Source organism: Pseudomonas sp. P4_B4 (assembly GCF_056402255.1).
Genome location: NZ_JBFUHS010000008.1, coordinates 91,925 through 105,910, shown reverse-complemented (window position 1 = coordinate 105,910; position 13,986 = coordinate 91,925). Strand labels below are relative to the sequence as shown.

Annotated in this window: 9 protein-coding genes; 1 reads left to right on the top strand and 8 read right to left on the bottom strand. The window is 61.6% G+C overall.

Going from position 1 to position 13,986, the window contains the following annotated elements:
• Positions 1 to 166 precede the first annotated feature (166 nt).
• From AC1DVE_RS11900 to AC1DVE_RS11870, 7 genes are all read right to left on the bottom strand, one after another.
• Complete coding sequence (locus AC1DVE_RS11900; RefSeq protein ID WP_223460993.1) at positions 167 to 1,816, bottom strand: BatD family protein; 1,650 nt, start codon at positions 1,814 to 1,816, stop codon at positions 167 to 169.
• Positions 1,813 to 3,552 carry a VWA domain-containing protein gene (locus AC1DVE_RS11895; protein ID WP_477783947.1) on the bottom strand — a complete coding sequence of 580 codons (1,740 nt, stop codon included), beginning with the start codon at positions 3,550 to 3,552 and terminating at the stop codon, positions 1,813 to 1,815. The genes AC1DVE_RS11900 and AC1DVE_RS11895 overlap by 4 nt, the downstream gene beginning before the upstream one ends.
• On the bottom strand, positions 3,549 to 4,631 hold the full coding sequence (locus AC1DVE_RS11890) for a vWA domain-containing protein (protein ID WP_223460997.1): 1,083 nt from the start codon (positions 4,629 to 4,631) through the stop codon (positions 3,549 to 3,551). Before AC1DVE_RS11890 ends, AC1DVE_RS11895 begins: the two co-directional genes overlap by 4 nt.
• A complete protein-coding gene (locus AC1DVE_RS11885; RefSeq protein WP_223460999.1) occupies positions 4,624 to 5,118 on the bottom strand; it encodes a DUF4381 domain-containing protein in 495 nt (164 codons plus the stop codon). Before AC1DVE_RS11885 ends, AC1DVE_RS11890 begins: the two co-directional genes overlap by 8 nt.
• Positions 5,115 to 6,059 carry a DUF58 domain-containing protein gene (locus AC1DVE_RS11880; protein WP_046037168.1) on the bottom strand — a complete coding sequence of 315 codons (945 nt, stop codon included), beginning with the start codon at positions 6,057 to 6,059 and terminating at the stop codon, positions 5,115 to 5,117. The genes AC1DVE_RS11885 and AC1DVE_RS11880 overlap by 4 nt, the downstream gene beginning before the upstream one ends.
• Positions 6,060 to 6,064: 5 nt before the next feature.
• On the bottom strand, positions 6,065 to 7,024 hold the full coding sequence (locus AC1DVE_RS11875) for an AAA family ATPase (protein ID WP_057715002.1): 960 nt from the start codon (positions 7,022 to 7,024) through the stop codon (positions 6,065 to 6,067).
• A 207-nt stretch (positions 7,025 to 7,231) separates the two neighbouring features.
• Positions 7,232 to 7,585, bottom strand: a complete 354-nt coding sequence (locus AC1DVE_RS11870; RefSeq protein ID WP_223461001.1) for a hypothetical protein — start codon at positions 7,583 to 7,585, stop codon at positions 7,232 to 7,234.
• A 504-nt stretch (positions 7,586 to 8,089) separates the two neighbouring features.
• On the opposite strand from AC1DVE_RS11870, the gene AC1DVE_RS11865 reads away from it, so the two are divergent.
• Positions 8,090 to 12,985 carry an NAD-glutamate dehydrogenase gene (locus AC1DVE_RS11865; RefSeq protein WP_223461003.1) on the top strand — a complete coding sequence of 1,632 codons (4,896 nt, stop codon included), beginning with the start codon at positions 8,090 to 8,092 and terminating at the stop codon, positions 12,983 to 12,985.
• Between the two features lie 256 nt (positions 12,986 to 13,241).
• Here the strand turns inward: AC1DVE_RS11865 and AC1DVE_RS11860 are convergent, their stop codons facing one another.
• Positions 13,242 to 13,952, bottom strand: a complete 711-nt coding sequence (locus tag AC1DVE_RS11860) for an ATPase (RefSeq protein ID WP_223461005.1) — start codon at positions 13,950 to 13,952, stop codon at positions 13,242 to 13,244.
• Positions 13,953 to 13,986: the final 34 nt, after the last annotated feature.

Sequence of the window (13,986 nt, the reverse complement as noted above, 5' to 3'; positions counted from 1 at the left end):
GCGCAATGGAATGCTTTGTGGCGAGGGAGCTTGCTCCCGTTGGGCCGCGAAGCGGCCCCAAGTTTTTTCTGGTACACCGAGTTGCCCGGATTTACGGCCGCTTCGCGACCGAGCGGGAGCAAGCTCCCTCGCCACAGGCAATCGCCCTCGCCACAAGGGTCGGTGTTTATTTGGGGTAAAGCGGCGGCAACCCACTGTCACCGACCGGGTCCTGCGCCCGTTCGGCAATCGGGATCGCCTTGATCGCCCGCCACAACTCGTCACCCTGCCAGTACTGGCCGGTTTCGCTGTACAGCGCGCCGTTCAGGCCGTCGAGGGCGTCGGATAGAGGCACAAAGCGGGCGGCCATGTCGGCCAGGGTTTCCGGCTGTTGGCGGGCCCAGGCGTCGAGGGCCTGGCGAGTGGCGTGGGAGTCGTTGGCCTGGCAGGCGCGCTTTAGGTCGTCGAGCACGGTGCGCGGGCTAGGGCCGGTTTGAGCGACACGCGCCACCGCCGGTTGCCAGCGGCCACGCCACCAGAGGCCGAAGCCGAGCAGGGTGGTGCAGGCCAGGATCAAAGTACTGAGCTTCCAGCGCCAAAGTGCTTCGCTGTCGGCGCTGGCATCGATCGGTGAGGCGCCGGACGGGGTGTCGACCATCAGGCTCGGGTTGGCCGCCACGTGCAGCGTGCGGGCAGGCAGGCTGCTGTGTTCCAGATGGTCTTCGAGGGTGTTCCACCAGACTACGTCGACGGTGGGTAACTCGATGGCGCCGGTCCGTGTAGGCACCAGGGCTTCTCGGTCTTCACGGCTGCCGACCAGGCCGCGTTCGCTGTTCTGGTTGCCGAGCACCGGTTGATCCGGGTAGCGACGCAGACCGCCGACTTCGGTGCCGGGCAGCGGTGGCAGTTGGGTGCTGGACAAGCCTTCGGCTTTCACCGTCAGGCTGCGGGTCAGTGAATCGCCGACCTGGGCGTGATCCGGTTCCGGGTTCCAGCTTTCGCTCAGGGTCAGGCTGCGTGCAGGGAGCCAGGGCGCGTCGGCCGGATAGGTGATGGGTTTGGCCTTGACCGTCAACAGCAGTTCGGTCGAGGTGACGCGCATCAACTTGCCGGCTTTCGGCCCCTGGGCGGTGTCCTGTACCGGTTGTGCGTCGACCAGCGCGGCGTTGAAGACCTGCGCCGGAATGATCAGTTCGCCACTGTGTTGCGGGTAGATCGCGTAGCGCATTTCGATCACGCCATGGCGCTGGCCGTCGATGTCTTTTTCGTAGGTGCGTGATTCGCCCAATTGTTCGATGCGTGCGTCAGGTATCTGCAAGGGCGGCAGGCTGCTGTCGTCGTACAGCGACACCGAATGGTAGATGCGCAGGGTCAGGACTGCCTGAGCCTGAACGTAGACGCTGGTTTGATCGAGGCTGGCATCAATGAACACCGGGGCCCGCTTGTCCGGGTTGTCCGGTGTTTCGCTCTCGACCACTTGCAGGGTGATCGGCTGGCTCTGCAGTTCACCCAGTTGCAGTGACGGAATCACCACGCTGCCGTTTTGCCGGGGCAGGAGGGTGACGATCCAGCGGGTAGTGGCCTGGTTTTCACCGCTCAGGGTGTTCAACTGGTTGACCTGGCGTGTGCCGCGCACTTCGAACAACGGCTCCAGCGCTGTCAGGTCAGGTTTGCCGAACTGAGTGACATCGCTGGATTCCAGGGTCAGTTCGACCGTCTCGCCCGAGCTCAGGCGACTGCGATCAACACTGGCGACCAGTTCTGCTGCCTGTGCCTGAACCGTGCAGAACAACAGGCCATGCAGCAGCGCGAGCAATAAAACGGTGAAGCGGGTCATCGAGTTTCTTCCTGATCCTGATGTTGTTGCTGTTCGTACCAAAATTTGCGCCTGAGCAGTTCACCGGGGTCATCCGGGATCTGTCGCAGCCACTGCTCCAGTGCCTGGCGCTGTTCACCTTCGATGCTGTCGGTGGCCGGGCGCAAGGGCGGTGTGGTGTGTTGTTCGTCATCCAGTTCGCTGCCCGGTACTTTGTTGGTCCCCGGTTTTGGCGGTGTGGTGGGCGATTGTTCTTCTCCCGGGCGGGGCGGTTGCCCCTCGGTTTTCGGTTCGCCGCTGCTCGAGGGTTGGGCGGCGGCGCCGGGCGGTGGCTCCTGGGATTCGGCTTCGGGTCGGGCGTTGCTGGCTGCGTCTGGCTCAGGAGCGGGTGGCGTGTTTTTCTCCTTGAGCAGACGTTCGACCAGCGCCTTGTTGGTCAGTGCCGGACGCAAATCCGGTTGACGTTCCAGTGCCTGTTCGTAAGCGTCCAGGGCTGCCTCCAGCTCACCGCTTTTGGCCAGGGCATTGCCTCGATTGTAGTGGGCGTGGGCATTGTCGCCTTCGGCAAACCGCTCGGCGGCGCCTGCGTAGTCGCCGGCCTCATAGAGCGCCACGCCTTGCCACTGATGGTCTTCGAAGCGCCGGGAGGCCTCCGCCGGACGCTTCTGTCTGAGTAAGTGCACGCCTTGTTGATCAGGACGCAGCCACAGGTCCGCGAGGTCGAAGGCGTAGCTCGGTTGAGGCAGCGCCAATAGCAGCGGCAGGCACAGCAGCCAACCGCGACGTCCCGCGCAGGCCGCGAGCAGCAACAGTGGCAGCAGCAACCAGTAACCCTGATCGGCCCAGGTGTCCAGGCGCAAGGTCTGACCGTCATTGCGCAAGTTGCGTGGACCGTCGAGCAGGCCAAGGGCGTGCAGGTCGCTATCGTCCAGGCGCGCCTGGCGATAGCGACCATCCAGGTCGTTGGCAAAACTTTTCAAGCCAGGCTCGTCGAGGCGCGGCACGAGAATGGCGCCTTGTTCATCCTTGAGGAAGCTGCCGTCCTCCTGAGTGATGGGCGAGCCTTCGGCGGTGCCGATGCCGAGCATCAGGAATTGAGTCGATTTGCCGTTCAGCGCGCGACGGATGCCCAGCCGCTCTGGTTCGGTCAGGGACGAACCAATCAGCAGGATCCGGCCGTCGCCCAAAGCCGCCTGTTCGAGCAGCGCCAGGGCCTTGAGCACCGCCAGATCGGCGCGATGACCGGCCTCTGGCATCAATGACGGTTTCAGTGCATCCAACAGGTTGCGGCTGGTGGAAAGATCATCTGACAGCGGTACCAGCGTGTGGGCACTACCGGCGTAGACGACGATGGCGGTTTGCGCGTCGCTGCGGATCTGCAGCAGGTCAAGCAGCTTGCGTCGTGCCTGTTCGAGTCGGTTGGGCGTGACGTCGGTGGCGAGCATTTCCGGGGTCAGCTCGAGAATCACCACCAGCGGGTCGGCAGGCTTTTGACTGGTCTGCTCGACACGCTGCCAGCCCGGACCCAGCAGGGCGAGCACGGTCAACAGCCAGGCGAGGCCGAGGGCGATCCAGGGCAATTTACTGTCACGTCCACTGCCACCGCTGAGCAGTGCCGTGTGAAAGGCTGGAGGTAGAATCATCTGCCAGCGTCCGGCGCGCTTCTTGCGGTGCCAGAGTTGCCAGAGCAACCAGCCAAGCACCGGCAGCAACAGTAGCCACCAGGGGCGGAACCAGTAGGGCCACAGCGCACTCATCGGCGCCTCCGCAGGCGCAGGCGTTTGAGACGCTGGCGCCAGTCGGGCAGCAATTGCGTTTGCAAATACAGATCCTTGGTAAACAGGCGTTGCAACGGGTTGTCCGGCCAGAGTACGGGGGCCAGCAGCAGCATGCTCAACCACAGAGCCAGGGCCAGCGGCCAGTGATACAAGGCTTGGGTCGGGCGGGCCTGGGTCGGTTGCTGGGCCACGGGCTCCAGTTGGTCAAGGGTGTCCTTGATCGTCTGCAGTTCCTTGCCGTCGCGCGCACGGAAGTACTGGCCACCCGTGGCCTCGGCGATTGCCTTGAGGGAAGGCTCGTCAAGGTCCAGGCTCGGATTGACGCCGAGAAAGCCGACCGTGCCGCTTTGCTCCGGATCGGCACCGATGCCGATCGGGTAGATTTTCACGCCTTCCTTGGCCGCCAGCCGCGCCGCGGTGAGCGGGTCGATTTCGCCGCCATTGTTGGCGCCGTCGGTGACCAGTATCAGCACGCGGCTTGTTGCCGGACGCGAGCGCAGGCGCTTGAGGGCCAGGCCGATAGCATCGCCGATGGCGGTGTTTTTGCCGGCAATGCCGATGCGTGCCTCATCGAGCCAGACGCGCACGGTGTGGCGGTCGAAGGTCAGCGGTGCCTGCAGGTAGGCCTGGCTACCGAACAGGATCAGGCCGACCCGGTCACCTTCGCGGCTTTCGAGAAAGTCTCCGAGCAGATGCTGGACCAACGCCAGTCGGCTCACATCTTCGTCCTGCCACTGCATGTCAGGGAAGTCCATGGAACCGGAAACGTCCACTGCCACCAGCAGATCGCGGCCACTGGCGGCAATCGGCAAGGGTTCGCCGAGCCACTGCGGGCGCGCCGCCGCGACCAGCAGCAACATCCACAGCAGTATGAACGGTGCCTGCTGACGCCATGCCGGCAGGTTGGCCCGGGCGCGACGCCCGGCGAGGCCTTCCAGGTCGCTGAGGAAGCTGACCTTGAGCGCCGGTTCGCCACTGTCGGCCACCGGCAATACGATGCGCATCAGCCACGGCAGCGGCAACAGGGCAAAAATCCACGGCCAGGCGAACTCAAACATGCTTGCGAATCCATGTTTCGACGGCCTGGGTCAGGCCGGCGATGGCCTTGTCGTCGAGTTTGCATTCGGGTTTGTAGGCGCCTTCGACCAGCACCATCCAGCGGGTCAGCCCGGCTGCCGGGCAGCGATTGTCGAGGAACGCCAGCCACTTGCGCCCGTTGAGGGTGTGGCTCTGACTGTAGGGATAGTGGTTGCGGCACAGGCGCTTGAGCAAGCCATTGAGTTGCTGCAGCCAGGCACCGGCTGGCGCACCGTCGTAGGGTTTGGGCATCAAGGCCAGCTCTGCCAGGGCGGCCAGGCGCACCGGGTCAAGCGGTTGTTCGGCGCGTACCACGGGGCGTTTGCGTGGAATGAAGCGCCACAACTTCCACAGGCCCAAACCGATCAGTGGCACCAATAGAAGCAGCAACCACCAACCCGGTGCCGGAGGCCAGAATTCCACCGGTGGCGGGGATATCAATGGTTGCAGTTGATCAAGGCTGCTCATCGACCTTTCCCCGGTTTCTGTGGGTTCAGGTATTCGCGCAATTGCTCGACCATCTCGCTCTGGGTACTCAGGGGCATCATCAACACCCGCAGTTTCTGTGCGAGCAGCTCCCAGCGCGCGATGCGTGCTTCGGCCTGTGCCCGGTAAGCCTGGCGCAGGTCGAAATTCAGCGTGTCGAGTTCCAGTTTCGCACCGCGTTCGGCGAAACGTAAAAGGCCAGCAGCGGGCAGGGCATGATCCAGCGGATCGGACACCGGCAGCAGCAGCAGGTCGCAATGACGCGATAACAGGCTCAGCTGTTGCTCGGCGCTTTCCGATAGCGCGCGTTCATCGCAAATCACAATGACAAGGCTGCCCGGGCGTGACACCTCCCGCGCTCGGCGCAAGGCAATGCCAAAGGCGTCGCGGTCCGGCTCGCCTTCGGTGGTCAGCGACTGGTTGACCCGCACCAGCCGGTTGAGCAACTGCAGCAGGCTTTGTTTGCTGCGCCGAGGCTTGATTTCGTAGTGCACATTGTCGCCATACACCAGGCCGCCGACCCGGTCGTTGTGCCCCAGGGCTGCCCAACCGATCAGGCTCGCGGCCTGGGCGGCGAGCACCGACTTGAACATCAGGCCCGAGCCGAAAAACAACCGGCGGCTTTGTTCGACCATGATGAAAATCGGCCGCTCACGTTCTTCGTGGAACAGCTTGGTGTGGGGTTCCTGGGTGCGCGCAGTCACGCGCCAGTCAATGGTGCGCACATCGTCGCCGGCCTGATAGACCCGCACCTGATCGAAGTCGACACCACGCCCGCGCAATTTTGAATGGTGCAGGCCGATCAGCGGGCTGCGTTGGCTCGGCGTGGAAAACAGCTGCACTTCGCGCACGCGATGGCGCATCTCGATCAGGTCGGCGAGGCTGACACGGATGCCCGGCTCGGGCGGCAGGCTGGCGTTCATCGGGGTCAAGCGACGGCTACGACGTCGAGAATCCGCTGGACCACCCGGTCCTGATCGATGCCAGCGGCTTCGGCTTCAAAGGACAGAATGATGCGATGGCGCAGCACGTCGAACAGCACGGCCTGGATGTCTTCCGGGCTTACAAAATCACGCCCGGCCAGCCAGGCGTGGGCGCGGGCGCAGCGGTCCAAGGCAATCGAACCGCGCGGGCTGGCGCCGTAGGCGATCCACTCGGCCATCTCCGGATCGAACTTGGCCGGGGTGCGGGTGGCCATGACCAGCTGCACCAGGTACTCCTCCACAGCGTCGGCCATGTACAAACCGAGGATTTCCTTGCGTGCGACAAAAATCGTCTGTTGAGTAACCCGACGTTCAGGCTTCGCTTCGCCGTTCAGGGCTTCTCCACGGGCTTGCTGCAGAATCCGGCGCTCAACAGTGGCATCGGGAAAGCCGATTTTCACGTGCATCAGGAACCGGTCAAGTTGGGCTTCTGGCAGCGGATAGGTACCTTCCTGCTCGATGGGGTTTTGCGTGGCCATCACCAGGAACAGCGGCGACAGCTCATAGGTGCTGCGCCCGACGCTGACTTGTCGCTCGCCCATGGCTTCGAGCAAGGCCGACTGAACCTTGGCCGGTGCGCGGTTGATTTCGTCCGCCAGTACCAGGTTGTGGAAGATCGGGCCTTGCTGGAACACGAAACTGCCGGTTTCCGGGCGGTAGATTTCCGTACCGGTAATGTCGGCCGGCAACAGGTCAGGGGTGAACTGGATGCGGTGGAACTGAGCTTCGATGCCTTCGGCAAGTTCTTTGATGGCCTTGGTCTTGGCCAGGCCAGGGGCGCCTTCGACCAGCATATGGCCGTCGGCGAGCAGGGCGATAAGCAAGCGCTCGATGAGCTTTTCCTGGCCGAGAATCTGCGTTGAAAGAAAGGTTCGCAGCGCTAATAGCGCTTCACGATGTTCCATCGATGACTGTTCCTGCAAAAGGGTGGCCGAGGACGTTCGAAGTACGCCAAGGCTGGGGGCGTTACTTTAATCCATCGCGGGGGGCGGCGACTAACGGCATTTTGCGCAAAGTGCGGGAAATGGTTAGCAATAGTTGTAGGGATTTTCTACAGGTCACAGGGTGGCGGTGCTCTCTCGGGCCTCTTCGTCGGAACAGACACTGAGAACTCAGAGCTGACTGATATAGGTGCCAGTACCCTTAAGAATGTTCTGCAACGTTTCTTCTACTTCCGCCAGATCACCCGCATCGGTGCTATGGGTAATTTCCAGCACATCATCCCCATTCAACGCATCAGCATCCGCCGCCGCAATTTCAATCTTCAGCAGGGAAGGGCTGAGGGTGACTTTCACGCCATCCAGGGTCGAAGGCTCGCCGTCCAGAGTGATTTCCAGCTCGTCTTCATCCGGGTAGCGGCTCATCAGGAACATGTCGCCCTGGTCGCTGTGGCAGCAGAGCATGGCCATGTTGTCTTCTTCGTCGTCGCAAGGGTTGACGATCAAGAGGGCGGTTTTCATTTTCATGGGAAATTCCTGGCTCGACGGGCGTGGTAAACGCAACAAAGGGCGATTCTGCCAGCCCGCGCACATTTCTGCTCGTCCGAGTGTCGACGAGCGGGTCGTGGGCGGCCAGAGTGTTACTGGTCATTTCTGGTACGAATGTCCCGTAAAACCGGACGGAAAACCGTCATTTTCCTGTGCGAATGCTAGTGTTGTTCGATGCGCATGCCTTGAGCTGCGTACCGATGACCGAATATGTCGCAGCACCGCAAGCACGGGCCTTGCCGCACTGGTTAAGCTGCGCAACGGATGAGCACCCGTAAAGACATTGCGCTGCATGTGGCCCAGTCGTTTTTGCAGATGCCCATTCACGGAAGGTGAATGTGACCTGAGTGTCTCGTCCAGCTTCACCCACCTGTCACCCTGTTTCCTCTGCCCGAGAATCAGGACCAGGGTGACGGGTAGCCCCGAACAGGGGTTTTGCACGCGACGCTTCCATCAATAACAAGCCCAAGCGGAGTACCACAGATGGCGTTCTTCACCGCAGCCAGCAAAGCCGACTTCCAGCACCAACTGCAAGCGGCACTGGCGCAGCACATCAGTGAACAGGCACTGCCACAAGTGGCGCTGTTCGCTGAACAATTCTTCGGCATCATTTCCCTTGACGAGCTGACCCAGCGTCGGTTGTCCGACCTTGCTGGCTGCACCCTTTCTGCGTGGCGCCTGCTTGAGCGCTTCGATCACGCGCAGCCGCAAGTGCGCGTCTACAACCCCGATTACGAACGCCACGGCTGGCAGTCGACCCACACCGCGGTCGAAGTGCTGCACCACGACCTGCCATTCCTGGTGGACTCGGTGCGTACCGAGCTGAACCGCCGCGGCTACAGCATCCATACCCTGCAAACCACCGTGCTGAGCGTGCGTCGTGGCGGCAAGGGCGAGTTGCTGGAAATCCTGCCTAAAGGCACCCAGGGCGACGACATTCAGCAAGAGTCGCTGATGTACCTGGAAATCGACCGCTGCGCCAACACCGCCGAGCTCAATGTGCTGAGCAAAGAGCTGGAGCAGGTGCTCGGTGAAGTCCGCGTGGCCGTCGGCGATTTCGAGCCGATGAAGGCCAAGGTCCAGGACATCCTGACCATGCTGGACAACAGCCAGTTCGCCGTCGATGGCGACGAGAAGAACGAAATCAAGAGCTTCCTGGAATGGCTGGTGGGCAACCACTTCACCTTCCTCGGCTACGAAGAGTTCGTGGTCAGCGATGAAGCCGATGGCGGCCATATCGTCTACGACAAGGAATCCTTCCTCGGCCTGACCAAGCTGTTGCGTGCCGGCCTGACCTACGATGACCTGCGCATCGAAGACTACGCCGTGAACTACCTGCGCGAACCGACCCTGCTGTCGTTCGCCAAGGCTTCGCACCCAAGCCGTGTCCACCGTCCGGCTTACCCGGATTTCGTGTCGATCCGTGAAGTTGACGCCAACGGCAAGGTCATCAAGGAATGCCGTTTCATGGGCCTGTACACCTCGTCGGTGTATGGCGAGAGCGTGCGGGTGATCCCGTACATCCGCCGCAAGGTCGAGGAAATCGAACACCGTTCCGGCTTCCAGGCCAAGGCTCACCTGGGCAAGGAACTGGCGCAGGTGCTCGAAGTGCTGCCGCGCGACGACCTGTTCCAGACCCCGGTGGACGAGTTGTTCAGCACCGTGATGTCGATCGTGCAGATCCAGGAACGCAACAAGATTCGCGTGTTCCTGCGCAAAGACCCGTACGGCCGTTTCTGCTACTGCCTGGCCTACGTACCGCGTGACATCTATTCCACCGAAGTGCGCCAGAAGATCCAGCAAGTGCTGATGGATCGCCTGAAAGCGACCGATTGCGAGTTCTGGACCTTCTTCTCCGAGTCCGTGCTGGCTCGCGTGCAGCTGATCCTGCGCGTCGACCCGAAAAACCGCCTCGATATCGACCCGCTGCTGCTGGAAAAAGAAGTGGTGCAGGCCTGCCGCAGCTGGCAGGACGACTACGCCGCCCTGACCATTGAAAGCTTCGGTGAAGCCCACGGCACCAACGTGCTGGCTGACTTCCCGAAAGGCTTCCCGGCCGGTTACCGCGAGCGCTTCGCAGCCCACTCGGCTGTGGTCGACATGCAGCACCTGCTGAGCCTCAACGAAAAAAATCCGCTGGTGATGAGCTTCTACCAGCCGCTGGGCCAGGTTTCCGGCCAGCGCATGCTGCACTGCAAGCTGTACCACGCCGATACCCCGCTGGCGCTGTCGGACGTGCTGCCGATCCTGGAAAACCTCGGCCTGCGCGTGCTGGGTGAGTTCCCGTATCGCCTGCGCCACAACAGTGGCCGCGAGTTCTGGATTCACGATTTCGCGTTCACCGCCGCCGAAGGCCTGGAGCTCGACATCCAGCAACTCAACGACACGCTGCAGGACGCATTCGTCCACATCGTGCGAGGCGATGCCGAGAACGACGCGTTCAACCGTCTGGTACTGACCGCGGGCCTGCCATGGCGCGACGTGGCGCTGCTGCGTGCCTACGCCCGTTACATGAAGCAGATCCGTCTGGGCTTCGACCTGGGCTACATCGCCAGCACCCTGAACAACCACACCGATATCGCTCGCGAGTTGACCCGGTTGTTCAAGACCCGTTTCTACCTGGCGCGCAAGCTGACCGGCGACGATCTGGACGACAAGCAGCAACGCCTGGAACACGCGATTCACAGCGCCCTGGACGACGTCCAGGTACTGAACGAAGACCGCATCCTGCGTCGCTACCTGGACCTGATCAAGGCCACCCTGCGCACCAACTTCTACCAGACCGATGCCAACGGCAATAACAAGTCGTACTTCAGCTTCAAGTTCAACCCGCACTTGATTCCCGAACTGCCAAAGCCGGTACCGAAGTTCGAAATCTTCGTTTACTCGCCGCGCGTCGAAGGCGTGCACCTGCGCTTCGGCAACGTGGCTCGTGGTGGCCTGCGCTGGTCCGACCGTGAAGAAGACTTCCGTACCGAAGTCCTGGGCCTGGTAAAAGCCCAGCAAGTGAAGAACTCGGTGATCGTGCCGGTGGGTGCGAAGGGCGGCTTCCTGCCGCGTCGCCTGCCACTGGGCGGCAGCCGTGACGAGATCGCGGCCGAGGGCATCGCCTGCTACCGCATCTTCATTTCGGGCCTGTTGGACATCACCGACAACCTGAAAGACGGCGCCCTGGTACCACCGGCCAACGTCGTGCGTCATGACCACGATGACCCGTACCTGGTAGTGGCGGCGGACAAGGGCACTGCGACCTTCTCCGACATCGCCAACGGCATCGCCATCGACTACGGCTTCTGGCTGGGTGACGCGTTTGCGTCCGGTGGTTCGGCCGGTTACGACCACAAGAAGATGGGCATCACCGCCAAGGGCGCGTGGGTTGGCGTACAGCGCCACTTCCGCGAGCGCGGCATCAATGTCCAGGAAGACAACATCACCGTGGTGGGCGTCGGCGACATGGCCGGTGACGTGTTCGGTAACGGCTTGCTGATGTCCGACAAGCTGCAACTGGTCGCAGCGTTCAACCACCTGCACATCTTCATCGATCCGAACCCTGAACCAGCCAGCAGCTTCGCCGAGCGTCAGCGCCTGTTCGACCTGCCGCGTTCGGCCTGGTCGGACTACGACACCAGCCTGATGTCCGAAGGTGGCGGCATCTTCTCCCGTAGCGCGAAGAGCATTGCGATTTCCCCGCAAATGCAGGAACGCTTCGACATCAAGGCCGACAAGCTGACCCCGACCGAACTGCTGAACGCCTTGCTCAAGGCACCGGTGGATCTGCTGTGGAACGGCGGTATCGGTACTTACGTCAAGGCCAGCAGCGAAACCCACACCGATGTCGGCGACAAGGCCAACGATGCACTGCGCGTGAACGGCAACGAACTGCGCTGCAAAGTCGTGGGCGAGGGCGGTAACCTGGGCATGACCCAACTGGGTCGCGTCGAGTTCGGCCTCAATGGCGGCGGTTCCAACACCGACTTCATCGACAACGCCGGTGGTGTGGACTGCTCTGACCACGAAGTGAACATCAAGATCCTGCTGAACGAAGTGGTTCAGGCCGGCGACATGACCGACAAGCAACGTAACCAGTTGCTGGCGAGCATGACCGACGAAGTCGGTGGTCTGGTGCTGGGCAACAACTACAAGCAGACTCAGGCCCTGTCCCTGGCAGCCCGTCGCGCCTTGCCGCGGATTGCCGAATACAAGCGCCTGATGAACGACCTGGAAGGCCGTGGCAAGCTGGATCGCGCCATCGAGTTCCTGCCGGCCGAAGATGCCATCAACGAGCGCATCGCGGCTGGCCATGGCCTGACCCGTGCCGAGCTGTCGGTGCTGATCTCGTACAGCAAGATCGACCTCAAGGAGCAGTTGCTGGGCTCCCTGGTGCCGGACGACGACTACCTGACCCGCGACATGGAAACCGCTTTCCCGCCAACCCTGGTGAGCAAGTTCTCCGCGGCGATGCGTCGTCACCGTCTGAAGCGCGAAATCGTCAGCACCCAGATCGCCAACGATCTGGTCAACCACATGGGCATCACCTTCGTTCAGCGACTCAAAGAGTCGACCGGCATGAGCCCGGCGAACGTGGCTGGCGCTTATGTGATCGTGCGTGACATTTTCCATCTCCCGCACTGGTTCCGTCAGATCGAGAACCTGGACTACCAGGTCTCCGCCGACGTGCAATTGGAGCTGATGGATGAGCTGATGCGTCTGGGGCGTCGAGCCACGCGCTGGTTCCTGCGTGCCCGTCGCAACGAGCAAAACGCTGCACGTGACGTCGCGCACTTCGGTCCGCACCTGAAGGAGTTGGGTCTGAAGCTCGACGAGCTGCTCAGTGGCGAGATCCGTGAAACCTGGCAGAGCCGTTATCAGGCTTACGTCGAAGCCGGTGTTCCGGAGCTTCTGGCGCGTATGGTGGCTGGCACCTCGCACCTGTATACCCTGCTGCCGATCATCGAGGCTTCCGACGTGACTGGCCAGGACCCGGCAGAGGTGGCCAAGGCCTACTTCGCCGTGGGCAGCGCGCTGGACATCACCTGGTACATCCAACAGATCAGCGCTCTGCCGGTTGAAAACAACTGGCAGGCCCTGGCCCGTGAAGCGTTCCGTGATGACGTCGACTGGCAGCAACGCGCGATCACCATCTCGGTCCTGCAACAGGGCGACGGCACCCAGGACGTGGAAACACGGCTCTCCCTGTGGATGGCACAGCACGAGAGCATGATCGAACGCTGGCGCGTCATGCTGGTGGAAATTCGTGCCGCCAGCGGCACCGACTACGCCATGTACGCGGTGGCCAACCGCGAACTGCTGGACCTGGCGTTGAGCGGTCAAGCGGTAGTGCCTGCCGCTGTCGCCGCCGAGCTGGAACCGGCGGCCTGATCAGGCGCTGAATGAAAAAGCCCCGCATCGAGAGATGCGGGGCTTTTTTTTGCGTTCATTGTTGCTTCATGCGCAGTAGATACAGTTCGCGTTCTGAGTGATCGGCCCAGGTTTCAGGGCACAAGCGCTAGCTCCCTCGCCACGGGTTTCTCTCTGACTGAAGACACGCTTAAGTGAACAGCATTACCGTGAGCGCGGGGCCTTTTTGAGTTTCTGTGGTGACTGATCGGGCCTCTTCGCGAGCAGGCCTTCAGTTTCAATAAAACTTTTGGCCTGATTTTTTATCAAGCATCGACACATTACTTGTCGGGCTGGTCAGTAAATTACTGAGCGACTGGTCAAACTTTTGCAGCGCCCTGACTTGTACATTTTGTTGTTCGTTAATGTCCGCAACTATCTCTTCACTGCGTTTATAGTCGGCCCAAACCGGACTAAGTGCTTTGGCGTCATGCCCTTGTGCAGTACCGATGTAGTTAAAGTTCTTGTCGTAAAAATCCGCACTGACATCTGCCTGGATGTCTGAACTGCGCGAGGTCATCAGTTGGCTGCGGGTGTCGATTACCGCCATCACATCCGGTTTCGCCGCCCTGAGGCTCTGCATGTCCGGGTATACCGTGACCGAGCCGAATTGCCGCTGCAGGGAGGCCTTGACCCAATCCACGGCCATGTCCGGCCTGGAGGTGGCTACGTAGGCGTCATGAATCGGCTGCACCAGCAGGCTCTGGCCGAAACCGGTGCCGGCGTTGGCCTGGTAGTCCTGAAGATAGGCGCGGTTGGCCTGGGTATTCTGGCTGTAGACAATGCCCAGCGAGACATGGCTGCCGTTGGTAATGCTGGTGGCACCGCTACGGCCTACCGGCTCGGTGAAGATACCGTTCAGCGAAGAGACCGCCGTCGGCGCAGTGGGAATCGAACAGCCGGTTAAAACAACAGCCATGGTCAACGTACTGGCAAGCGCAAGTTTCATGGTGTTTCTCCAGTGAAACAACTTCAGAAGAAAG

Coding starts and splice junctions, on each gene's coding strand:
- AC1DVE_RS11860 (WP_223461005.1), bottom strand. CDS start 13,952: ATGAAACTTGCGCTTGCCAGTACGTTGACCATGGCTGTTGTTTTAACC.
- AC1DVE_RS11900 (WP_223460993.1), bottom strand. CDS start 1,816: ATGACCCGCTTCACCGTTTTATTGCTCGCGCTGCTGCATGGCCTGTTG.
- AC1DVE_RS11875 (WP_057715002.1), bottom strand. CDS start 7,024: ATGGAACATCGTGAAGCGCTATTAGCGCTGCGAACCTTTCTTTCAACG.
- AC1DVE_RS11895 (WP_477783947.1), bottom strand. CDS start 3,552: ATGAGTGCGCTGTGGCCCTACTGGTTCCGCCCCTGGTGGCTACTGTTG.
- AC1DVE_RS11890 (WP_223460997.1), bottom strand. CDS start 4,631: ATGTTTGAGTTCGCCTGGCCGTGGATTTTTGCCCTGTTGCCGCTGCCG.
- AC1DVE_RS11880 (WP_046037168.1), bottom strand. CDS start 6,059: ATGAACGCCAGCCTGCCGCCCGAGCCGGGCATCCGTGTCAGCCTCGCC.
- AC1DVE_RS11865 (WP_223461003.1), top strand. CDS start 8,090: ATGGCGTTCTTCACCGCAGCCAGCAAAGCCGACTTCCAGCACCAACTG.
- AC1DVE_RS11870 (WP_223461001.1), bottom strand. CDS start 7,585: ATGAAAATGAAAACCGCCCTCTTGATCGTCAACCCTTGCGACGACGAA.
- AC1DVE_RS11885 (WP_223460999.1), bottom strand. CDS start 5,118: ATGAGCAGCCTTGATCAACTGCAACCATTGATATCCCCGCCACCGGTG.